This is a genomic window from Ruegeria sp. CH8 (assembly GCF_056536985.1).
The window spans coordinates 67,922-89,380 of the sequence record NZ_JBQFQR010000013.1 but is presented as its reverse complement, the minus strand read 5'-3'; the positions used below and the strand labels follow the sequence as shown (position 1 = coordinate 89,380).

Below are 21,459 nucleotides of genomic sequence, written 5' to 3'. Positions count from 1 at the left end.
CAGTCGTCTTTGTATGGTCTTTTGTTTGGCGCAGGCTACTCGGTTCACACGACAACTTCTAGCGCCAACCGGTCGATTTCATTCAACCAGGTTCAACTGTGGCGTCAGCGCCTCTTTGTCGCTCAGGACGGACTGATAAGGGTCAGTGGTATCCAGTATCATGTCCGCCACGCCCCGCAGCAATTGCCGGCGACCACGGTGTGAATAGAAACCGCCGGGTAGTTGGCTGGTTTTCAGCAGAAAGCGGCGATAGCTTTGATAGGCGTCCCGATCTGGCGGCATCGGGTCGGCAAAGAATGCAGCCAGCGGCTGCCGCGACACGAATTCGGGTTTGTCATAGACTGACCTGCCGAAAATACGCAGTGGAATGCCGCGCCAAAGAACCTGCTGCCCGGCGGTCGAGTTGATCGTGACGGCAGAGTTAGCCCCATCCAGCAGCTTGGCGAGTTTCCCGCCGGGTACGTAGTGCACACGGTCTGAAATACCATGCGCCTTTGCCATCTGGCGCACGCGGCGGTGCAGGGGCTCGCGATGGTTTTCAAGCGGGTGTTCCTTCACCACCAGCCGGTGATGCGCCGGGGCGCCTTTTGCGAAACCCCGAAACACGTCCTCAAGAAAATCGGACATGCAGGAATAGTCCGAATGAGCCTGAACCGAACTGTCATGCCCCAGCTGCAACAGGATCAGATGGTAGGGGTGACCGTTTCCAAGCACTCGCGCCGTCGCCCAGCGGCGCTGTATCCGGTGAAATGGCATCAAGGCCAGACGTTTGAAATACAGCCTGAATTCCTTTGACACAGGCAGGTCCCGGTGCCGCCGAAAGTTTCGGTAACTTTGGTTCAAGAACAGTACGAACCAATGATACAGTGCGCCATAAAAGATGTGTTGCCGCATATCCCCCCAATGTGACGGTGGCGGTGGCACCTGCAGAACAGATTGATCCAGTGCATGCTGCATTTGCTGAACGTCCAGAGACATCAGCCGCGAGTTGCCGTTCGAGCCGAACCGTTCATATGTCACCCACCATGGGCGCAAATAGCCTTCCTCGAAGACATGGACGGTGACGCCTTTGGCCTTCGCGACCTTCACCGCTTTGGAATGAACCGGACGGGTGTCGCCGTAAAGGACGATATCCGTGACGTTTCGTTCGTCGATCAATTCCAAAAGCCGATCCCGCCAGTGTTCGGGTGCGTCGCGGAATGGAATGTATGAGGACTTGTCGAACCAGAACGCCTGATCGCCTGCGTTGAAACCGACGCGCCAGACCTCGGCCCCCGTGGAGCGCAACATCCGACCAAGCCCGCTGAAAAACGGTCCATGAGGCCCCTGCAGAAACAGGAAGACACGGCGTTTTGCGCCTTTTGCAGGGGATGACATCATTTCTGCTCTTGCCGTTTGTTGATGAAATTATGCCCGTTTCGGGTTTTGGCGGCAAGGTGGGGCTTGCCCGAAAGGCCGGTTGGGCTTACCTCGGCGTGGAACACTGGGCCATGTTAAGAAAAAAGGGTTAGCGGAATGTTTACAGGGATCGTTACCGATGTGGGCACCGTCACCGAATTGGATCAACAGGGCGATCTGCGGGCCCGGATCAAGACGTCCTATGACACGGCGGGTATCGATATTGGGGCCTCGATTGCAAGCGACGGTGTCTGCCTGACTGTGATCGCGCTGGGCGATGACTGGTATGACGTTCAGATCAGCGCCGAGACGGTTTCGAAAACCAACCTGGACAGCTGGCAGATCGGCAAGCGCGTCAATCTGGAACGCGCCCTGAAGGTTGGTGACGAATTGGGCGGGCATATCGTGTCGGGTCACGTGGATGGCGTGGCCGAAGTTGTCGCCATGCAGGACGAAGGCGACAGCACCCGTGTCACCCTGCGCGCACCCAAGGAACTGGCGCGCTTCATCGCGCCCAAGGGGTCGGTTGCGCTGAACGGTACCTCGCTGACCGTCAACGATGTGGATGGCTGTGACTTTGGTATCAACTTTATCCCGCACACCAAAGAGGTCACGACCTGGGGGGATGTCTCGGTCGGCGACAAAGTGAACCTTGAGATCGACACGCTGGCCCGCTACGTCGCGCGTCTGGCCGAGATGTCCTGAAGCAACGGAACAACGTCGCGTCCTGACCGGGCCTTGCCGTCTACGGGCTGGCCTTTGGACGCATCGTGGTCTATCCACCCGTTCAAACATGCTCTGCGAAAGGCTGCCTCATGAGCTTTGAAACCCCCGGACCCGTCGAAGCGCAACTGCGCGCCGCGATCAGCCCGATCGAAGAGATCATCGAAGAGGCACGCAAAGGCCGGATGTATATTCTGGTCGATCACGAAGACCGCGAGAATGAGGGCGATCTGGTAATCGCGGCCGAGTTTGCGAATGCCGAGGCGATTAACTTTATGGCCACCCACGGGCGCGGGCTGATCTGCCTGCCGATGACCGCCGAGCGTGTGGATGCCTTGGGCCTGCCGATGATGGCAGTGAACAACTCGTCCCGCCACGAAACCGCATTCACCGTGTCGATTGAGGCGCGTGAGGGTGTGTCTACCGGTATCTCTGCCGCTGACCGCGCGCTGACCGTGGCCACCGCGATCAACGAACAGAACACGATGGCGCATATCGCCACCCCCGGCCATATCTTCCCCCTGCGCGCCAAGCGGGGCGGGGTGCTGGTACGCGCAGGTCATACCGAGGCCGCTGTGGATATCTCGCGCCTTGCCGGGCTGAACCCCTCGGGCGTGATCTGTGAGATCATGAAAGCCGACGGTACCATGGCGCGTCTGCCCGATCTGGTAGAGTTCGCTAATGAGCACGACATGAAGATCGGCACGATTAGCGACCTGATCACCTACCGCTCGCGCAATGACAATCTGGTGGTCGAAACCTCGCGTGAGACCGTGACGTCGGAATATGGAGGCGAATGGGAAATGCGCCTGTTCACCGACCAGACCCACGGCATCGAGCACGTCGTGATGATCAAGGGCGATATCACCACGCCCGAGCCGGTTCTGACCCGCACCCACGCCCTGCACGAAGCGCCGGACATTCTGGGCCTTGGTCCGAAGTCCACACGCGAGTTGCCCCGTGCGATGGAAAAGATCGCCGAGGAAGGCCGCGGCGTGGTCTGCCTGTTCCGCCAACCGCGCAACTCGCTTTATGCGGCCGAGGACGAAGGCCCCCGCACCATCAAGCAAACCGGTCTGGGCGCGCAGATCCTGTCCAAGATGGGCATTCAGGAACTGGTGCTGCTGACCGACTCGCCTGAAACCGTATATCTGGGGCTCGACGCCTTTGGCCTGTCCATCGTCGGCACCCGCTCCATTCTCAAGGATGACTGATCGTGGCTGAACAAGACAAACATGGCGTTCTGCCGACCCCGACCTTCGACAAACCGGTGAAACTGCTGCTGGTTGTGGCACCGTTCTACCGTGCCATCGCCGATAACATGATTGCCGGCGCCAAGGCCGAGATCGAGGCCGCTGGCGGCACCTGCGACGTGGTCGAGGTTCCCGGCGCGCTGGAAATCCCAACCATTATCGCCATGGCCGACCGCCAGTGTAACTACGACGGGTATGTCGCGCTGGGCTGTGTCATTCGCGGTGAGACCACGCATTACGAAACCGTCTGCAACGACTCCAGCCGCGCCATTCAGCTGATGGGCCTGCAAGGCCTGCTGATCGGCAATGGTATCCTGACCGTTGAGAATGACGATCAGGCCGAAGTCCGCGCAAATCCTGAAAAGATGAATAAAGGCGGCGGAGCGGCCGCTGCGGCCTTGCATCTGATCGCGCTCAGCCGTAAGTGGGGCGCTTCGAAAAAGGGCGTCGGCTTCAAGCCCCCGTCCGAGTCCATCCTTGTGGCGGGCGACAGCAACGGACCCTCGACAGCATGACCCAGACAGACGCGCCGAAACCGGCCAACCAGAAACGCCTGATGAAATCCGCCGCTCGGCTTTACGCCGTGCAGGCGCTGTTCCAGATGGAGCAGTCGGGCCAGACGACCGAACAGGTTGTGAACGAGTTTCTGGATCATCGGTTCGGCGCCGTCTATGAGGGCGAGGAAATGCTGGATGGCGATACCCGCGTCTTCCGCAAACTGGTCGAAGACGCCGTGAACTATCAGGCGCCGATCGACCAGATGACCGACCGCGCACTGGTGGCTAAGTGGCCCATCGCGCGCATTGACCCGACCTTGCGTGCAACTTTCCGTGCGGCAGGTGCGGAGCTGACCCAAAGCGACACACCACCCAAAGTGGTCATCACTGAATTCGTTGACGTGGCCCGCGCCTTTTTCCCCGAAGGCAAGGAACCGAAATTCGTCAACGCCGTTCTGGATCACATGGCGCGTGAGGCACAGCCCGAGGCATTCTGACGCCTTTACCCGAACCAGATATGCGCTAACCTGAATGTCATAGCGCAATGAGGTTCGCCATGCCCAAACTGATCCGCCTGTACATCACGCAAGTCGCCTGGGGTTTTGTTATCTCGGCTGTGTTTGTTGGGGTGTTGCTTGCCTTTAACGTCGCGAATCTACGTCACCTGATCACCAGTTCTGAAATCGGCCTGATCGCGTTGGCGATGATCTGGTTCATGAACGGGATCGTTTTTGCTGGCGTTCAGTTCGGTTACAAGATCATGAGCATGGCCGAAAAGCCTGGCGGACCGCGTCGAGGATCGCCTGTTGTGCACAGCTTTGAACCAGCTGTCGTCAAGCAAGAGGCGAATTCAGCGCGCTGACTTTCAAGGAAAATGTGGCGGGACCACCAGTCATCCGTGCGGTGTGATTCCCGAGGACCTGTATGTACAGGTGGGCGCCAGGTAATCAGGCCAGGACCTGAACAGAGCCAGCCCCCTCGGAATTGCTTAAGGCCACCAGAATGCTACCAGTCACAAGAAGGGCAGAACCCGCCACGCGCCTAAGTAGGGGTTGCGGCGGGTTTGCACAAGGGGTCAGGCATCAACAGTTTCGTGCAGGGCGGTCCGCATCTTGTCGAAATGCTCGTCCCAGCCGCTGTCCAGAGACAGGATCAGGCCAAATGCTTCGGCGCCTTGTGGCAAGCCTTCGTGCAGTAGGGACAACCGGGTACCTCCGGGAACCGGTTCCAGCGTCCATTTGACCACGCTGACAGCGTCGCCCATGAGTTTAACGGTAAATGTGTATTCCAGATACTGCGGTGGGTGGGCAACGCGTACCTCGCCCCAGATCAGCAGATCGCCACTGGTCGTCCCGAACATCTCGAGTTTTTGACCGGCCGCCAGAGGGCGTTCGGGTTTGTGAAACCATTCGGCCAACCGCTCGGGATCGGTCAGGTAAGCCCAGACGGCTTCAGGTTCGGCCCGCAGAAAGATCGTTTTTTGCAGAACGGCATCAGTCATGTGTCTTTCCTTTCAATGGCTTCTTTCAGATTGTTGAGGCGGTCGTCCCAAAACTGGTCGAAATAGCTAAGCCAATCGAGAACAGGGGCCATTCCTTGGGGTTCTAACCTATTGATGCGCTCCCGACCGCGTGCCTCAACCGTGATGAGCCCGCCATCCGACAAAACTGTCAGGTGCTTTTTGACAGCAGCACGGGTCATGTCGAACCGCTCGGTCAGTTGCGCGATGGTCATGTCTTGCGTGGCCAGTAACTGCACGATGTTCCGGCGTGTCGGGTCGGCAAGCGCGCGAAATGCGCTTTGCGTTTGTGATTGCATGTGCTCACCCTGAAGAGATACCTTTTGGTATCATATAATGAGAAACCAAACGGTATCATGTCAAGTGTGAAGTCGTGCTTGATTTTTGTTCACGAATTGTTCACATTTTCAGGATGACATTGGATCTGCAACCCGGACAGCGATTGGCGCGTGGCGTGGCCCGCCACCTCTTGACGCATGGCTTTGTTTCAGTTGAAGAATTCGTGCCGACCCGTGGGTTGCGTGTCGATGTCATGGGGCTGGGTCCCAAGGGTGAGCTTTGGGTGATCGAATGCAAGTCCAGCCGAGCCGACTATCAGTCGGATTGCAAATGGCAGGGGTATCTTGAGTGGTGTGATCGGTTTTTCTGGGCCGTGGATATCGACTTTCCAACCGACCTGTTGCCTTCGGAAACCGGCCTGATCATTGCCGATGCTTATGATGCCGAGATTGTGCGCATGGCGCCGGAAGACAAGCTTGCCCCGGCGCGGCGCAAAAAGATGATCCAGAAGTTTGCGTCCGATGCGGCCCGCAGGTTGCAGACGCTGCGCGATCCCCGAATCTGAAAGATCAGCCTTTGACTGCCCGGGCAGCCTGCGCCGCCGCGCGGATTTCGTCCGCGATTTCTTCGGCTTCCTCGGGATCGAAATCCATCGGAATCTCGATGCCATCGGCCTCGATGAACAGTCGTATCATGCCCTGATCGGTGGGGCCGATCTGCAGGTTCGCCTGAATGTCGCGTTCGGTGTTGATGCCCATGTTCGCCTCCGGGACTGAGCGTTCGTGCTAGCGCGCAAAGGGTTGAGAATCAAGCTGTCTTTGCGGTCATATGGGGCATGGATGGCATTCAGATCAGACCTTTTCGTGCCACAGACGTGCCTTGGCTGGTAGAGCAGCACGACCGGCTTTACACGCGGGATGAAGGGTTTGATGCCTCGTTCGGCGTTCTTGTACAATCCATCCTAAATGACTTTGTCACCGGGCATGATGCCATACGCGAGCGGGGCTGGATCGCGGAACGCGCTGCGCAAAGGCTGGGCAGTATCTTTTGTGTGTCGCTGGACGATCAAACAGCAAAGCTGCGGCTTTTTCTGCTGCTGCCAGAGGTTAGGGGGCAGGGGTTGGGAAAGCGGATGCTGGACACCTGCATGGGCTTTGCACGAAGCGTTGGGTACACGGAAATGCGGCTGTGGACCCATGAAAGCCACCGGGCGGCCTGCGCGCTGTATCGCGCGAACGGGTGGCAATTGCTGGACAGTAAACCAGTGTATTCCTTCGGGGTCGATCTTGTCGAACAAAGCTGGAAAATTCGGCTTTAATCCTCTTGCATTCCCCCGGCGCGTTCGGTAAATCGCCCCTCACGAGTGCCGCCTTAGCTCAGTTGGTTAGAGCGCTGGATTGTGGATCCAGAGGTCCCCTGTTCAAGCCAGGGAGGCGGTACCATCTCTCTCAAACAGCATCAGATACAAAGCGCAGGACACGCAATTTTCGCCTGTTTGTATTTCAGATTACTCTACCCGAATGGGCAATTGGCGCGCCTGAGATCAGCGCGCCAGATTCAGTCTCAACTTCATTTTGCTTCGCTTGGCCGCAGGCAGGTGTCGGTTCAGCCGCTTGTTGATCATGCCAAATCCCCAGATGACCACGAGTGTCAGCAAGATGAAGTAGAAGGCCAGAATCGGATAGGGGATGAACGGGTTGAACGTCTTGTCCGCGAAATAGCCCGCGTAATACAGCGCATCGCCCCTTTGCTGCCAGACCGGGAAGGCCGAGAAGAAGACCAGCGTCGTGGCATGGAACAGGAAGATCGCCTCATTCGTGTAGGCGGGCCAGGCCAACCGCAGCATGGTGGGCCAGATGATGCGGCGGAACCGCGACCAACCGGTCATGCCATAGGCGTCCGCAGCCTCGATATCGCCTTTGGGTATCGACCGCAGTGCGCCATAGAAGATCTCTCCCGAATAGGCGGCTGTATTGAAAAACAGCACGATCAACGCGCCCAGCCAGGCGGATGTAAGGGCGTCAAAGAATGGAAAGCTCTGCTTTAGCGACAGGAAGAGGAAATAGGCGAAGAAGAACTGAATAAACAGCGGCGAGCCTCGGAACAGAAAGATGAACCATTCCGACGGTTTGCGCAGCCACTTGTTTGTGGATGCCTTGCCCATTGCCAGTGCCGTCGCCAGAAAGAACCCGGTCGCCAGCGCCATGATCCCGAAATAGATGTTCCAGATCATTCCTGAGCCGATCAGCGTAAAATGCTCGCACAGGGTGAAATCATTGCGAGGCAGCAGGCGCTCGCCAATTCCGATCGAACGCAGTCCATAGTCTTGAATTGTTTGCAAGCAGCTCATGCGGTTGTCTCCTTGCGTAGCAGTTCTCCGCCCGAGGTTGCCTGACCGCGTGACAGGCGTCGCATAAGCCGTTCAAGTCCGACTTCCGAGACGCGGGTCATGCCCAAGTAGAACACCAGCAAGCCGAGGAAATACCACATGCGCCAGTCGCCATGCGGATACTGCGTGAATTTGGGGTTTTTGTACGACCCCAGTTCGCGCGCCCAATAGACGATGTCTTCGATACCCAGCAGGAAAAGCAGTGGTGTGGCCTTGATCAGAACCATCCACAGGTTCGACAGGCCAGGCAGGGCGTAGACCCACATTTGCGGCACGAGGATACGCCAGAAGGTCTGGCGACGGGTCATGCCATAAGCCTCGGCCGTTTCCAGCTGAGCATGTGGTACAGCGCGCATACCGCCAAACAGGACGTTGGCCGCAAATGCTCCAAAAACGATGGAAAAGGTGATAACAGCCAGAAAGAAGCCATAGGTTTCATGCACCCATTCAGGGGCGCTGCCCAGCGGCAGCTTTGCAGCCTGACAGACGATGAAGTCATTGCCCTGCCGGACCGGATCGGTCCACTCCGGACAAAGGACTTTGTGCCGTGTCCATTCGAAAGCCTGATCCAGTGCGATTACGAAGAACATGAAGAACGCGATATCCGGAACGCCGCGTACGATGGCGATATAGCCCTTTCCCAGCAGGCTGAGCGGCAGGAAGTGGGACCGGGCCGCCATGGCCCCCAGAAACCCAAAACCAAGTGCGACCGGTGCGGTGATCGCAAGCAGCAAAAGCACCTTGAAGAAGGACAGATAGAAGGCCCAATGCACACCGTTGGTCAGATAGCATGAGAACCAACGGAACGTGCCGAGTGTTTCGGGATCAGTACAGAACGAAAAAATGGCGGGCCTCTTTGACTGGCAAAGGCTCAGAGGCGGCGCGCCCTAGGGGCAGGCGCGCCGCAGAGTTCAGGATCAGAAGGTCGAGGACACTTCCCATTTGGTGATCAGCTCATTCAGGCTGCCGTCGTCCTTCATGGACTGGATGGCTGCGTTGAACTTCTCTTTCAGCTCACCGTCGGATTCGCGAATGCCCATGCCGACGCCACCGCCCAGCGGAACTTCCTCACCCACGAAAAGAAGGCCAGAACCGTCTTCGGTGAAGGGCACCAGGAAGGATTTGTCTGCCAGAACTGCATCTGCTTCGCCGTTGCGCACGGCAGCAATGGTTTCTTCGGGGGTTGCGAACTCAACCAGAGTAGCACCGGAGTCAGCAATGTAGCCGGACTGAAGGGTGCCGGTCTGCGCTGCAATCACGCCACCCGCCACGTCAACGCCATCGGACATAGCGACGTAGGCAGATGGATCTGGCGGGGTGTAGTTCTGGGTGAAGTCGATGACCTCATCACGTTCGTCGGTGATCGACATACCTGCGATGATAGCGTCGTAGTTGCCAGAAACAAGGTTCGGAATAATCGAATCCCAGTCGTTCTTGACCCACTCGCATTCCAGACCGGCGCGCTTGCACAGCTCGTCGCCCAGTTCACGCTCGAACCCGTCGATTTCACCCGCGTCGTTGACGAAGTTCCACGGCGCATAGGCCCCTTCGGTGCCCAGACGAACGGTGTCCGCCATGGCCATACCGGCGGTCAACGCCAGCGCCGCAGTGGTCAGGATCAGTTTTTTCATTGGATACTCCCCAGTTTGTTTTCTAATCTGAAGTTAAGCCGCCTTTGTGGCGGATAGAAAGCCCCGAAGTCGCTCAGATTCGGGGGACGTAAAGATATCTTCCGGCAGGCCCTCTTCTTCGATCAGGCCCTGATGCAGGAACACGACATGGCTGGAGATGTCAGCGGCCATTTTCATGTCATGGGTCACGATGATCATGGTGCGGCCTTCGGCAGCCAGATCCTTGATCACCTTGATGACTTCCTGTTCCAGTTCCGGGTCCAGTGCCGAGGTCGGTTCGTCAAACAGTAGTGCCTCTGGCTCCATGCACAGGCCACGGGCAATGGCGGCGCGCTGTTGCTGTCCACCGGACAGTTGTGCCGGGTAAACGTCACATTTGTCGCCGATGCCCACTTTTTCCAGATATTTCCGGGCGCTGTCCTCAACCTCTTTCGGGTCGCGGCCCAGAACAGTAACCGGAGCCTCCATCACGTTTTGCAGGATGGTCATATGGGCCCACAGATTAAACTGCTGGAACACCATCGACAGGTTGGTGCGAATGCGCATGACCTGTTTCGGGTCGGCGGGGCGGCGGTGATGCAAGTCACCCGACCAGCGCACAGGCTCGCCCTTGAACATAATCTCACCCTGTTGGCTGTCTTCCAGCAGGTTGCAGCAGCGTAGAAGGGTGGACTTGCCCGACCCGGACGATCCGATCAGCGAAACAACGTCCCCGCGTCTGGCCGTAATATCGACCCCTTTCAGCACTTCCAGATTGCCGAAACTTTTGTGAAGGTTCTTGATTTCGATGACGGGAGTGGAATCTGTCACGGAGGGTCCATGTGTTATGGGTGTTGGTGCGGTAATAGGGCTTAAAAATCGGGGCAATGCAATGCGCAATTGACATCATCGGGGGCTGAATCGGTCAGATTGACCATAGGTATTGACCAAATCGGTCACCGAATAAGCCCGGTTGTCTAAACCTGAGACGGATTGGGGACCGACAAGTAGTCGTTCGCCTGGATGTCGATCAGGCCGCGAAGGTGCAGCAATGCGCGATCCGACGGTGACAGGTCACCAATTGCGGCGCGAACGGCACCGGCGATTGCACCGGCGTCCTGACCTTTGGCGGTGATATAGGGCAGGGCGGGTGTCGGAGCCGTGGCTCCAGCTTCGCGCAAAACCGCGCCAAGGTTGGTGTGCGTTTTGAGCAGTTCCCATGTCAGCGCGTCCAGCGCCGCGATATCGGCCCGGCCTACTGCGACTGCGTTTGCCGATTGCGCGTGGCCGCCGGTCGCCAGGAAAGCACTGGGCTTTTGGTTGTGCCCTTCGAGATGAACCAACGGTGCTGCCCAGCCCGATTGCGATAGCTTTTCGTTATAGGCAAAGGTGCCCGTCGCAAGCTGGCCCAGATCGCGCGGATTATCCCGACGGGCAACGAAAATCGAGCGATAATATCCGGGCGGGCAGCCTGTCAGCCCGTAGTCTGGCGTTCCGACCAGTTGCACATTGCCGTGCAGGCGGGTGCGATATGGCATTCCGCAGGTCTGGGCAAAGGTCAGTTCTGGGTTCAGCCAGACGTCCCAGACGTCTGCATCGCGAGTCAGGTGATCGGGGCCATAGCCAAGACGGTCCCGAATCAATTCCCAGAATCTATCATTCGCCGGTTGCAGCGCGGGCATGTCGTACATGCCCAGCATCGCAATCACGATTTGGCAGCCCTTTGGCGGGCCAGAGCGGAATCGACGTCGCTGACGCCCAGCAAACTGACCACTAGCCGCAGCAGCGAATCTTCCTCACCGGTACGGTGGCCATCGGCCAGAGCAACCGACCACATCGCCTGCACCACGGCGAGCCTGTCGTCATAAGCAATGGCCTCCTTGATCGCACGGGTAAAACGGACGGTGTCGGGGGCCTCGGCCTCAAGATCCTCGGCCCGGGCGCGCAGGGCGGCGGCCTCGAACGGGGACAGGCCATAGCGTTCGGCCGAAATCTTGTCGATTCGGGCCATTTCGGTGTCGGCGTAGTCATTGTCAGACCGTGCAATGCGCACCAGCAGGGCCGTCAAGGCAAGGCGGGCATCGTCATCGGCAAGTGGGTCGGGGGCGGGCTGTGTCAGCCGGGCCAGAAAATCACTAAACATGTGTTAGATATAGAGAGGGTCTAACGCTCTTCCAAGCGCCTTTGCACCCGTTCGCGCGCGGTCTGGCTGTCGTTGAAACTCAGCCCCATGGCAATGCGGGCCTCTTCCACGATGTTCATCTCGCCTTCGTCGGAGTTGCCGTCGGCCAAAACGACTTCCCACAAGGCGTCCAGCGCGGCCAGACGTTCGTGCAGATCGGTGGTTTCGCGGATCAGTTTGCCGAATGTGTCGGTTTCCGGCGCGGCGGCGTGCAGCTTTTCACAGGTGGCGCGGACCTTGGCGGCCTCGATCGCGTTATGCTGATACAGCCGGGCAAGGATGCGGTCGATCAGGCTGATTTCCTCAAGCTTGTAATCCCGATCTGCCTGCGCCACGCGCACCATGAGCGCACCCAGCGCCAGTTCGGCATCGGGGTCGGGCAGGTTGTCGTGCTGCGGCGGGCGAAAAGCCTGTAAGAACTTCTTCAACATGCCGCTAAGATATTCCATATTTTGTAGCCCGCCAAGCACGGACTACCCGCCATTGTTGCGATTGTCGGGCGAGTTCCTCAAAGCGGCAAAAACACGCTGAGAGCGATACTTAGGCGAAAGGATCAACCCGCCTGAATGGCCTGTTTTGCCTGTTCCTGAAGCCATCCCAGCATCTGCCGATAGGGGACGGGGCCATAGCTGATCCGGGCCACTCCCAACCCGGCCAGTGTGGCCGTGTCAGGGGTGCCGGGCAGGGCGATGATGTTGACCGGCAGGGTGGTCGATTCGCATAGACGGGAAATCATTGCCTCGTCCTTCAGGCCCGGTGCAAAAAAACCGCTGGCTCCGGCGTCGGCATAGGCTTTGGCCCGGGCAATTGCCTCGTCCAGCATGGCGTCAGAGTGGGTTTCAGGCTTGGCTTTCAGAAAGATATCCGTGCGGGCATTGATGAAGGCGGGGATCCCGGCGGTATCGCAGCCCTCCCGCATGGCCCGAACCCGCGCTTCCTGCGTTTCTATGTCATAAAGATCACTGGTGCCGACGATCTGGTCTTCGAAGTTGAAGCCGACAACGCCGGTGCCCAGCGCGCGTTGGACGTTGGCGGCCACGCCCAGCACATCACTGGCATAGGCCCCTTCGAAATCCAGCGTCACCGGCAGATCAACCGTCGCAACAATCCGGCGGGCGTTGTCCAGTGCAGCATCCATCGGGATGTTCTGACCATCGCCAAAGCCTTGCGCCATCGCAACCGGAGCACTGCCGGTCGCAATCGCCTTGGCCCCCGCATCGCGCACGGCCCCGGCGCTGCCCGCATCCCAGATGTTGTAGAGAATGACCGGCTCGCCCTTTTTGTGCAGGGCTGCAAATTCTTCCGCTTGGGTGATCTTGTTGGTCATGGGCGGCCTCCTGTCGCTGGGTTGCGGACAGTTAACCGTGGAAAGGGCGGGCGCGTATAGGTTTTTTTGCGCCCGCCGTCACAATGCGGTGACTGGTCCGCGATCAGACCAGACGCGAGCTTTCTTTCGCGGCGCGGACGAAGTCACGGAACAGGGGGTGCGGGTCGAACGGTTTGGACTTGAGTTCGGGGTGGTATTGCACACCGATGAACCACGGGTGATCTGACCATTCGACGATTTCCGGCAAACGTCCGTCCGGCGACATGCCCGAGAAGTTCAGGCCCGCCTTCTCCAGCTTTTCGCGGTACTTGATATCCACCTCATAGCGGTGACGGTGGCGTTCCTCAATCTGGGTGCCGCCATAAACCTCGGCCACTTTCGAGCCCTCGGCCAGCACCGCATTGTATGCTCCCAGACGCATGGTGCCGCCCTTGTCGTCGCCTACTTTGCGTTCGACCTTGTGGTTACCCTGCACCCACTCTTTCAGGTGGTATACCACTGGTTCAAAACGCCGTTTTCCAGCTTCGTGGTCGAATTCCTCGGATCCGGCCTCGGCGATGCCTGCGGCGTTCCGGGCGGCTTCGATAACGGCCATCTGCATTCCCAGACAAATGCCCAGATAGGGCACCTTGTGTTCGCGCGCATATTGCGCTGCTTTGATTTTGCCTTCGGTACCACGCTCGCCAAAGCCGCCAGGGACGAGGATGGCATGGAAACCTTCCAGATAGGGGGCCGCGTCTTCGGTGTCGAAAACCTCGGCATCGACCCACTCGACCTTGACCTTGACCCGGTTGGCCATGCCGCCATGGGTCAGCGCCTCGGCGATTGACTTATAGGCATCTTCCAGCTGGGTGTATTTGCCAACGATGGCGACTTTCACTTCGCCTTCGGCGTGGTGGATGCGGTCGCTGACGTCTTCCCATTTCGCCAGATCGGGCTTCGGCGCAGGGCTGATTTGGAACGCGTCCAGAACAGCCTGATCCAAACCTTCCTTGTGATAGGCCAGCGGTGCGTCGTAGATGGTGCTCAGGTCCTGCGCGGCGATAACACTGTCGGGGCGCACGTTACAGAACAGCGCTAGCTTCTCACGTTCCTTCTTCGGAATCGGACCTTCAGAGCGGCAAACCAGGATGTCGGGGGCCAGGCCAATCGAACGCAGCTCTTTCACCGAGTGCTGAGTCGGCTTGGTTTTCAACTCGCCAGACGCCTTGATGTAAGGCAGCAGGGTAAGGTGCATGAAAATACACTGGCCGCGCGGCTTGTCCTGGCTGAACTGGCGAATGGCTTCAAAGAAGGGCAGGCCTTCGATGTCGCCAACAGTACCGCCGATCTCACACAGCATGAAATCGACTTCGTCCTCACCAATGGCGATGAAGTCCTTGATTTCATTGGTGACGTGCGGGATCACCTGAATGGTTTTGCCGAGGTAGTCGCCTCGACGCTCTTTCTCCAACACGTTGGAATAAATCCGCCCTGAGCTGACCGAGTCGGTCTTGCGCGCGGCCACGCCAGTGAAACGTTCATAGTGGCCAAGGTCCAAATCGGTTTCGGCGCCATCGTCTGTGACGAAAACCTCGCCATGTTCAAACGGCGACATCGTGCCGGGATCGACGTTCAGATAGGGGTCCAGCTTGCGCAGACGCACCGAATATCCCCGGGCCTGCAACAGCGCACCAAGAGCCGCCGAAGCAAGTCCTTTTCCCAAGGACGAAACCACACCACCAGTGATGAAAATAAATCGCGCCATGTTTTTCGGCTGCTCCCGTGAGACGTCATTATCAGCTGCCCGGCGGTTTGAAAAAACCGCTGCATCACGGGACTTCACGTATAAAGGATTCGCGCGCATAGCGCAAGAGAACCGCAAGATGCTGTTGCAGCTCTCTTTTAGATTTCTAAGTGTAGTGGATCAGTCCGCTTGCGGGATTAGCGGCGCGTTGTCGCCCTGAGCCGGAGGCAGAAGGTCATCGGTCGACGGAACTGCCGGAGTGCTTTCCTCGGTCGGGGCTGGGGCTGGAACGCCCAAACGGTCGATAACTGAGCTGCCCGAAGATTTCTGAGCCGCCAGAATGGTCAGCGTGATGGAAGTGACGATAAAGCACGCCGCCAGAATCCAAGTGACCTTGCCCAAAGCCGTTGCCGCCGCGCGGCCGGTCATGGCACCACCGCCGCCGCCGCCCATACCCAGGCCGCCGCCTTCGGACCGCTGCATCAAAACAACGGCGATCAGGCCCAGAGCCAAGAGAAGATGGATGATGAGAACGACGTTTTCCATGGTGGTCCTGTACAGCGTGGCGTGTATCGCGTGGTACTTATGCAAGTTTGTCATCGGGGGCAAGGGATGAGTTGCTATCACGACCCCTGATGTGCGGCATCACAGCAAAGAGACTGGACAGGCCTGCAAAAGGTAACGCAGGCTGCGGTCTATGCCGCATGATGATCACAACCACCCGCACGCCCTGCTGCCGCCCGATCCCGCCCTGCGCGTCAAAGCGCTTGAGACGATTCTGACCCGCAAAGGACTGATTGACCCGGCGGCGCTTGATGAGATCATCGATACCTATCAGAACAAGATCGGCCCTCAGAATGGTGCGCGGGTGGTTGCAAAGGCGTGGATTGATCGGGACTTCAGAAAAGCCTTGCTTACAGACGCTACGCCGGTTGTTGCGGACCTCGGTTTCTATGGTCGTCAGGGGAACATATCGTTGTAGTGGAAAACACACCTGAACTGCACAACATGGTCGTTTGCACCCTGTGCAGTTGCTACCCGTGGCCTTTGCTGGGTATCCCTCCGGGCTGGTACAAGTCCGACGCCTACCGCGCCCGCGCCGTGCGAGAGCCGCGCAGGGTTTTGGCTGAATTCGGAATCACGCTGCCGTCCGAGACGGCCGTTCGCGTCTGGGATTCGACCGCCGAAATCCGTTATCTGGTGCTGCCCATGCGCCCCGCAGGCAGCGAGGGCATGGGCGAGGATGCTCTGGCTGCTCTCGTGACCCGCGACAGTATGATTGGCACCGGCTTGCCCAAGGTGCCCTCATGACCCGCGTGCACGATATGGGTGGTCGCTTCGGTGACGGTGCAGTGAAACCCGAAGCCGAAGATGCTCTGGTTTTCGCCGAAGATTGGCACGCGCGCGCGCTTGCAGAGACACTGGCCGCGGGGTTTCTGGGGCAATGGAATATCGACGTTTCACGCCATGCGCGCGAAAGGTTGTCACCCAAGGACTACGCGCGGTTTTCTTACTACGAAAAGTGGATATCGGGCCTTGCTGATCTTCTGGTGGAAAATGGCGTGCTGACTTTGGATGATCTGTCCGGGGCAGACTCAGATGACCCGCATCCTTTGTCGGCCCGCATGCTGAATGCCGAATCCGTGGCCGCGGCCCTTGCCAAGGGCGGGCCGGCAGATCGCCCGTCAGATATCCCCGCACGGTTCAAGGTAGGGCAGATTGTACGCACCGTGGATCCGGCCGCCAATCGACTGGTTGATGGCGGCCACACGCGCCTGCCGGTTTACGCATCCGGTGCGACGGGGAAGGTCATGCAGCTGCACGGCACACATGTGCTGCCGGACTCCAACGCACATGGGCTTGGCGAGGCACCTGAGCCGCTCTATGCGGTCGTTTTCCCTGCCTCAGAATTGTGGGCAGACCCAGAAAACCTCAAGGACGAAGTTGTTCTGGACCTCTGGCAAAGCTATCTGGAGCCGGTATGAGCGATTGCGCCACCTATTCCGCACCTGAACCTGTTTTTGCCGAACCCTGGCACGCGCAGGTGTTTGCGGTGACCGTGGCCCTGAACGAAGCAGGGCGTTTCGATTGGCCTGACTGGGCCGATCGGTTTTCGCAGACGTTGAAACGCCACCAGTTGGATCGCGATCTTGACGGGGGTGATGACTATTTTCACGCGTGGCTGGAAACTCTCGAACTGTTGCTGAACGATCTGGGTGCAGCGATCCCGGCGGAAGTCATTCAGTATAGGAATGCGTGGGAAGAGGCTTACCTGACAACGCCACACGGTCAGCCAGTGCATTTGACCGCAAGCAAGTAGGGGGCGCTGCCCCTGCCGCCCGTTCCGGACGACTCCCCCGGGATATTTGGAGCCAGATGAACAAGGGATCCGCGCTTCATATGGCCAAAAATATCCCCGCCTGAGGCACCGCGCGCAGCGCGGTTCTCATCTGCGGCGAATTACCGGTTTCCCTGTCGCTTTGTCCTCGTTATACGAGCCGAGTTTGATAATTCAGCGCAAAAGGACCGGATATGGCCAATGTGGTTGTTGTCGGCGCCCAGTGGGGTGACGAAGGAAAAGGCAAGATCGTAGACTGGCTCAGCGAGCGGGCAGACGTGATCGCGCGTTTTCAGGGCGGGCATAATGCCGGTCATACGCTGGTTATTGATGGAGAGGTCTATAAACTGCACGCGCTGCCTTCGGGCGTTGTACGTGGTGGCAAGCTGAGCGTCATTGGCAACGGCGTCGTGCTGGACCCCTGGCACCTAATCAAGGAAATCGCGACCATCCGTGCGCAGGGCGTCGATATCTCGCCCGAGACGCTGATGATCGCCGAGAACACGCCGTTGATCCTGCCGATCCATGGCGAACTGGACCGCGCGCGCGAAGAAGCCGCCAGCAAAGGCACCAAGATCGGCACCACCGGTCGCGGCATCGGCCCGGCTTACGAGGACAAGGTAGGCCGCCGTTCCGTGCGCGTTGCCGATCTGGCTGACGAAGCAACGCTTGAGGCGCGTGTGGACCGTGCACTGCAACACCATGATCCGCTGCGCAAGGGTCTGGGGATCGAACCTGTGGACCGCGACGCGCTCATTGCTCAGTTGAAAGAGATCGCAGCCGAAATCCTGCCCTTCGCCGCGCCGGTCTGGAAAGTGCTGAACGAAAAGCGCAAAGCGGGCAAACGTATCCTGTTCGAAGGGGCTCAGGGCGCGTTGCTGGATATCGATTTCGGCACCTACCCCTTTGTGACCTCTTCCAATGTGATTGCCGGTCAGGCGGCAACAGGTGTGGGTATCGGGCCGGGCTCTATCGACTTTGTTCTGGGCATTGTCAAAGCCTACACCACCCGTGTGGGCGAAGGACCGTTCCCGACTGAACTGGACGATGCGGACGGTCAGCGCCTTGGTGAGCGCGGGCACGAGTTCGGCACCACCACTGGCCGCAAGCGCCGTTGTGGTTGGTTCGATGCCTGCCTTGTGCGCCAAACTTGCGCGACCAGTGGCGTGAACGGCATCTCTTTGACCAAGCTGGACGTTCTGGACGGGTTCGAGACGCTGAAAATCTGCACGGGCTATGAGCTGGATGGTGAACGTCTGGACTATCTGCCCACCGCAGCCGATCAGCAGGCGCGCTGCACCCCGATCTACGAAGAGATGCCGGGGTGGAGCGAATCCACCGAAGGTGCGCGCAGCTGGGCCGATCTGCCGGCCAACGCGATCAAATATGTGCGCCGCGTCGAGGAACTGATCGAATGCCCCGTAGCCCTTCTGTCCACCAGCCCGGAGCGGGACGACACCATTCTGGTGACCGACCCGTTTGCTGACTGATGAGCGACAACGGAAAGACCGGTCTCAGCTACAAAGCCCGGCGCCGCTGGTCGTTGGTGCTGCTGTTGATTGGGTTGCCGGTCTATATCGTGGCGGTGGTGACAATTGTGAATTGGCTCGACCGTCCTCCGATTTGGTTGGAATTGCTTGTCTATATCGCTTTGGGCATTGTCTGGGCGCTGCCGTTTAAATTCGTGTTCAAAGGTGTCGGCAAGGAAGACCCGGACCATCCATCGGAGTAAAGGAACCGATGGCACTTGGAGGATAACAGCCGTCTCGGCGCTGCTATACAGTGCCGACGGCCACCTGACCAAGCTCAGCCAGCGCGCCGATTGGACACGGGCCAAGTCAGAATTGCACGCGCCATTGCGTGATATTCCCCCGAAATTTCCTCAGCAACGCTGAGCGGGGTGGGCCAGGGCGCCGTAAGCGTTGCCTCGATCTGCCCCGTAATCAATTTCAGGTCTGCATCGTGTTTTGCAGCAAGGCGCCTCATTTTCTGATTGGTGGCCAGGCACAGCATGTGCACCTCGCGAATTCCACGATTTCGCGCCGCGGTGATGATCCGCGATAACAAGGCATCGCCTATACCGCGGTCCTGCCATTCGGTCTCAACGGTGAATGCGGCCTCGGCAACATGGGCCTGGTGTCCTGGAAGCGTGCGCAACTCACCGACACCGCGCAAACACGAATCCGGAAAAGCACCAAACACAAGTGACGCGTTGTCGAAAATTTCCGACAGGTAGGATTGAACAAAAGAAGGATCAACCGGGGTGCCAAATCGAGAGGTCAGGGCGTCGACATCCAAGCTGTAGAAATGGCTATTTATTTTCGGTCTGTCGTAAATCCGGAGTCGCCGGATGGGTAGTTCATACATGGCACGGCCTTTGTTTGAACAGGGTCTGGCGATGCTGTCACCTTGCGAGTCACAATAGCATTATTCTGCAATGCAGCATAGCAACATGGTGGCCGAACGGGAGGATCGGCGCATCTTTGCAAGAAAAATGGGCCGAAGACATCTTCGGCCCATCCTCAATTGTTAAGCAAGAGGGGGGGGGAGTTACCCTGCGGCGCGCTCGTCATCCGGGCGGAAACCGATCTGAGTTGAGGCTGCAAAGCGTCCGCCGCCTGCTTTTTCGATCTTACCGTCCCGCAGCAACTGACCGAAAGAACGCAGGCTTTCTTCGCGATTGAATTCATCCTGCTTGAGCGAGCGAATTTTGTTCATCAGTTGCGGACGCGAAAACTGCTCCTGACCTTCGATAAAGGACAGGTAAGCGGCTGCTGCTTCCAGTAAGTCCGGCAGGGATTGTGCACCTTGTTCCTGTGCGAACAGGGCAAAACCACTTTCCTCCTCTGAAGTGTCCTCAGGCTGGGTCTCAGCCGAGACACGGCGAGGGGTTACAGGCCCGGCATCTTCAGTCTGGTTGTCGATGCGTTGTTCTGCCACCAGTTTGAGCGGAGAGGAATCACTGCTGGGGCGGGCGCTAGTGACCTGTACCTCTGGACGGCGCGGGCTTACGACTGAGGAGAGGTCGCCCCGATATTCCTGATCATCATCGGCCTGAACGGTTTCACCTTTTTCGCTAAGTTCCGCCTCAGTAGCCGCGACGGCTGCGCGCAAATGGGTGTAGGCTTCCCGCTTGTCGCTGGTATCTGGGTCATCAAGATGTTCACCAACCTTGTCCATGAGGCGCGATACATCATGGTCCAGGTCATGTTTGTCAGTTTCCGACTCACCGGCACGATCCGTCAGGATGGATTCCACATTTGAAATCTCGTCCAGTAGGTTGGCCTCATCTTCCTCCGTTATGACATCTTCAGCGGATTCAGAAACAGGTTCTTCATCATCGCTGATGTCGCTGAGGATGTTGGCCACCTCCTCGTTTTCGTGTTCGGCTCCTGCAGTTTCGTCGAGGTCTGAGAACAAGACATCCAGCGAGGTTTCCTCATCTTCAGGTTCTTCCTCGACCACGGTGGAAGGAGTCTTGGGGTCCGAATTCTGGATTTCGACTTTGGGCTCCAAAATCGGTGCAGCCGTTTCTTCAACCTCTTCGGCCTGAGGCGTTTCAGGGTCAGCTTTTTCCCTGAAAGCGTCAGCAATTCCGGAAGTTGCGTCGGCTTCTGGTGTGTTCTCCAGATCAGCAGGGTCCAGCGAACCTGCGGCAAAAGCTGCGGCTACTGCGTCTAACGGACCAGCCTCGCTTTTCATCAGAGCTGTTTCTTCGTCCTCGGCGTAGATGACCGAGTTTTCTTCGGAATGAGATACAACGGCCCGGATGCGCTGCAGTTTTGCGGCGATGCTGTCAGCAGCAGGGGCAGGTGTATCTTCGACGGCTTCCGATTCAGTGATGGCAGGGGGAGAGGGGGGTGGTGTATTGATAACGTTCAGAGCCGGCGCACTGGTAGCAGGTAGGGTCGTGGCACGGATCAAAAGCCCGGCATCGCTCTGACTTGCTTCAACCTTGCGAGAACCATCCCGCTGCGCGATCTTAGTCAGCATTTCCGTGTCGGGTTGCGGGGGTTCAGAACCAAAGTACCGATCATCAGCCGCGAGATCGCGAAAGTACTCGGCAATTGCTTTCATCGTCTCGAACGAATCGTCGAATCCTTCCAAAGTGCATGAGAAGGTTCCATAAGAGACGGTTAAAACCTTGTTATTCTGTACCATCAGACGCACGTCCTTTACAAACTACAAGAGCCAATCTACCCGACGTCGGGCGCACCA

At 58.2% G+C, this 21,459-nt stretch carries 27 protein-coding genes, 1 tRNA gene and 1 pseudogene; 13 read left to right on the top strand and 16 right to left on the bottom strand.

Annotated elements, in window-relative coordinates; translation table 11 throughout:
- Positions 1–78: 78 nt before the first annotated feature.
- On the bottom strand, positions 79–1,377 hold the full coding sequence (locus ACR0ER_RS15640; RefSeq protein ID WP_480769731.1) for a capsule biosynthesis protein: 1,299 nt from the start codon (positions 1,375–1,377) through the stop codon (positions 79–81).
- Positions 1,378–1,515: 138 nt separating this feature from the next.
- On the opposite strand from ACR0ER_RS15640, the gene ACR0ER_RS15635 reads away from it, so the two are divergent.
- The 5 genes from ACR0ER_RS15635 (at position 1,516) to ACR0ER_RS15615 (ending at position 4,733) form a co-directional block, all read left to right on the top strand.
- Complete coding sequence (locus ACR0ER_RS15635; protein WP_480769730.1) at positions 1,516–2,103, top strand: riboflavin synthase; 588 nt, start codon at positions 1,516–1,518, stop codon at positions 2,101–2,103.
- A 110-nt stretch (positions 2,104–2,213) separates the two neighbouring features.
- Entirely contained in the window at positions 2,214–3,335 is a 1,122-nt protein-coding gene (gene ribB / locus ACR0ER_RS15630) for a 3,4-dihydroxy-2-butanone-4-phosphate synthase (protein ID WP_480769729.1), read from the top strand.
- Between the two features lie 2 nt (positions 3,336–3,337).
- Positions 3,338–3,889 (top strand): 6,7-dimethyl-8-ribityllumazine synthase, encoded by a 552-nt coding sequence (locus ACR0ER_RS15625; RefSeq protein WP_480769728.1) that lies wholly within the window; start codon positions 3,338–3,340, stop codon positions 3,887–3,889.
- Entirely contained in the window at positions 3,886–4,368 is a 483-nt protein-coding gene (gene nusB, locus ACR0ER_RS15620; RefSeq protein WP_170324487.1) for a transcription antitermination factor NusB, read from the top strand. Before ACR0ER_RS15625 ends, nusB begins: the two co-directional genes overlap by 4 nt.
- 59 nt (positions 4,369–4,427) lie before the next feature.
- Entirely contained in the window at positions 4,428–4,733 is a 306-nt protein-coding gene (locus ACR0ER_RS15615) for a hypothetical protein (RefSeq protein ID WP_170330904.1), read from the top strand.
- Between the two features lie 213 nt (positions 4,734–4,946).
- Here ACR0ER_RS15615 and ACR0ER_RS15610 read toward each other — a convergent pair whose 3' ends face one another.
- Together ACR0ER_RS15610 and ACR0ER_RS15605 are read right to left on the bottom strand one after the other, a co-directional pair.
- Positions 4,947–5,372 carry an SRPBCC family protein gene (locus ACR0ER_RS15610; protein ID WP_480769727.1) on the bottom strand — a complete coding sequence of 142 codons (426 nt, stop codon included), beginning with the start codon at positions 5,370–5,372 and terminating at the stop codon, positions 4,947–4,949.
- Entirely contained in the window at positions 5,369–5,689 is a 321-nt protein-coding gene (locus ACR0ER_RS15605; RefSeq protein WP_170330908.1) for an ArsR/SmtB family transcription factor, read from the bottom strand. Before ACR0ER_RS15605 ends, ACR0ER_RS15610 begins: the two co-directional genes overlap by 4 nt.
- 113 nt (positions 5,690–5,802) lie before the next feature.
- On the opposite strand from ACR0ER_RS15605, the gene ACR0ER_RS15600 reads away from it, so the two are divergent.
- Positions 5,803–6,234 carry an MmcB family DNA repair protein gene (locus ACR0ER_RS15600; RefSeq protein ID WP_480769726.1) on the top strand — a complete coding sequence of 144 codons (432 nt, stop codon included), beginning with the start codon at positions 5,803–5,805 and terminating at the stop codon, positions 6,232–6,234.
- A 4-nt stretch (positions 6,235–6,238) separates the two neighbouring features.
- Here the strand turns inward: ACR0ER_RS15600 and ACR0ER_RS15595 are convergent, their stop codons facing one another.
- Positions 6,239–6,427: a DUF6324 family protein gene (locus tag ACR0ER_RS15595; protein WP_068334412.1), complete on the bottom strand. Its 189-nt coding sequence runs from the start codon at positions 6,425–6,427 to the stop codon at positions 6,239–6,241.
- A gap of 77 nt (positions 6,428–6,504) precedes the next feature.
- Here ACR0ER_RS15595 and ACR0ER_RS15590 point away from each other — a divergent pair, with 77 nt between their 5' ends.
- Positions 6,505–6,987, top strand: coding sequence for a GNAT family N-acetyltransferase (locus ACR0ER_RS15590; RefSeq protein WP_480769725.1), 483 nt, complete (start codon positions 6,505–6,507; stop codon positions 6,985–6,987).
- Positions 6,988–7,034: 47 nt separating this feature from the next.
- Positions 7,035–7,111, top strand: a tRNA-His gene (locus ACR0ER_RS15585).
- Between the two features lie 101 nt (positions 7,112–7,212).
- On the opposite strand, the gene ACR0ER_RS15580 is transcribed toward ACR0ER_RS15585, so the two are convergent.
- From ACR0ER_RS15580 to secG, 10 genes are all read right to left on the bottom strand, one after another.
- On the bottom strand, positions 7,213–8,019 hold the full coding sequence (locus tag ACR0ER_RS15580) for an ABC transporter permease (protein ID WP_170330914.1): 807 nt from the start codon (positions 8,017–8,019) through the stop codon (positions 7,213–7,215).
- Positions 8,016–8,903, bottom strand: coding sequence for an ABC transporter permease (locus tag ACR0ER_RS15575; RefSeq protein ID WP_480769791.1), 888 nt, complete (start codon positions 8,901–8,903; stop codon positions 8,016–8,018). Before ACR0ER_RS15575 ends, ACR0ER_RS15580 begins: the two co-directional genes overlap by 4 nt.
- A gap of 72 nt (positions 8,904–8,975) precedes the next feature.
- The gene (locus tag ACR0ER_RS15570; protein WP_170330916.1) at positions 8,976–9,689 is read right to left on the bottom strand and encodes a transporter substrate-binding domain-containing protein; all 714 of its coding nucleotides are present in this window, start codon (positions 9,687–9,689) and stop codon (positions 8,976–8,978) included.
- A gap of 33 nt (positions 9,690–9,722) precedes the next feature.
- Entirely contained in the window at positions 9,723–10,499 is a 777-nt protein-coding gene (locus tag ACR0ER_RS15565) for an ABC transporter ATP-binding protein (protein ID WP_480769724.1), read from the bottom strand.
- A 146-nt stretch (positions 10,500–10,645) separates the two neighbouring features.
- Entirely contained in the window at positions 10,646–11,377 is a 732-nt protein-coding gene (locus ACR0ER_RS15560) for a phosphate/phosphite/phosphonate ABC transporter substrate-binding protein (protein WP_480769723.1), read from the bottom strand.
- Positions 11,374–11,811 carry a tellurite resistance TerB family protein gene (locus tag ACR0ER_RS15555; protein WP_170330922.1) on the bottom strand — a complete coding sequence of 146 codons (438 nt, stop codon included), beginning with the start codon at positions 11,809–11,811 and terminating at the stop codon, positions 11,374–11,376. The genes ACR0ER_RS15560 and ACR0ER_RS15555 overlap by 4 nt, the downstream gene beginning before the upstream one ends.
- Positions 11,812–11,831: 20 nt before the next feature.
- Positions 11,832–12,281, bottom strand: coding sequence for a tellurite resistance TerB family protein (locus ACR0ER_RS15550; RefSeq protein WP_170325500.1), 450 nt, complete (start codon positions 12,279–12,281; stop codon positions 11,832–11,834).
- 122 nt (positions 12,282–12,403) lie between these two features.
- The gene (locus ACR0ER_RS15545; RefSeq protein WP_480769722.1) at positions 12,404–13,177 is read right to left on the bottom strand and encodes an isocitrate lyase/PEP mutase family protein; all 774 of its coding nucleotides are present in this window, start codon (positions 13,175–13,177) and stop codon (positions 12,404–12,406) included.
- A gap of 103 nt (positions 13,178–13,280) precedes the next feature.
- Positions 13,281–14,924, bottom strand: coding sequence for a CTP synthase (locus tag ACR0ER_RS15540; RefSeq protein ID WP_480769721.1), 1,644 nt, complete (start codon positions 14,922–14,924; stop codon positions 13,281–13,283).
- Positions 14,925–15,083: 159 nt separating this feature from the next.
- A complete protein-coding gene (gene secG, locus ACR0ER_RS15535) occupies positions 15,084–15,449 on the bottom strand; it encodes a preprotein translocase subunit SecG (RefSeq protein WP_170331361.1) in 366 nt (121 codons plus the stop codon).
- A gap of 151 nt (positions 15,450–15,600) precedes the next feature.
- Here secG and nthA point away from each other — a divergent pair.
- The 5 genes and pseudogenes from nthA to ACR0ER_RS15510 all read left to right on the top strand — a co-directional run bounded on the left by nthA (position 15,601) and on the right by ACR0ER_RS15510 (position 18,973).
- A pseudogene (nthA, locus tag ACR0ER_RS15530) lies at positions 15,601–16,214 on the top strand (nitrile hydratase subunit alpha).
- Entirely contained in the window at positions 16,211–16,888 is a 678-nt protein-coding gene (nthB, locus tag ACR0ER_RS15525; protein ID WP_480769720.1) for a nitrile hydratase subunit beta, read from the top strand. Before nthA ends, nthB begins: the two are co-directional and overlap by 4 nt.
- On the top strand, positions 16,885–17,223 hold the full coding sequence (locus ACR0ER_RS15520; protein ID WP_480769719.1) for a nitrile hydratase accessory protein: 339 nt from the start codon (positions 16,885–16,887) through the stop codon (positions 17,221–17,223). Before nthB ends, ACR0ER_RS15520 begins: the two co-directional genes overlap by 4 nt.
- A 212-nt stretch (positions 17,224–17,435) precedes the next feature.
- The gene (locus ACR0ER_RS15515; protein ID WP_480769718.1) at positions 17,436–18,731 is read left to right on the top strand and encodes an adenylosuccinate synthase; all 1,296 of its coding nucleotides are present in this window, start codon (positions 17,436–17,438) and stop codon (positions 18,729–18,731) included.
- Positions 18,731–18,973 (top strand): DUF2842 domain-containing protein, encoded by a 243-nt coding sequence (locus ACR0ER_RS15510; protein WP_480769717.1) that lies wholly within the window; start codon positions 18,731–18,733, stop codon positions 18,971–18,973. Before ACR0ER_RS15515 ends, ACR0ER_RS15510 begins: the two co-directional genes overlap by 1 nt.
- A 74-nt stretch (positions 18,974–19,047) precedes the next feature.
- Here ACR0ER_RS15510 and ACR0ER_RS15505 read toward each other — a convergent pair whose 3' ends face one another.
- Both ACR0ER_RS15505 and ACR0ER_RS15500 read right to left on the bottom strand, forming a co-directional pair.
- Complete coding sequence (locus ACR0ER_RS15505; RefSeq protein WP_480769716.1) at positions 19,048–19,608, bottom strand: N-acetyltransferase family protein; 561 nt, start codon at positions 19,606–19,608, stop codon at positions 19,048–19,050.
- 183 nt (positions 19,609–19,791) lie between these two features.
- Positions 19,792–21,402: a hypothetical protein gene (locus ACR0ER_RS15500; protein WP_480769715.1), complete on the bottom strand. Its 1,611-nt coding sequence runs from the start codon at positions 21,400–21,402 to the stop codon at positions 19,792–19,794.
- Positions 21,403–21,459: the final 57 nt, after the last annotated feature.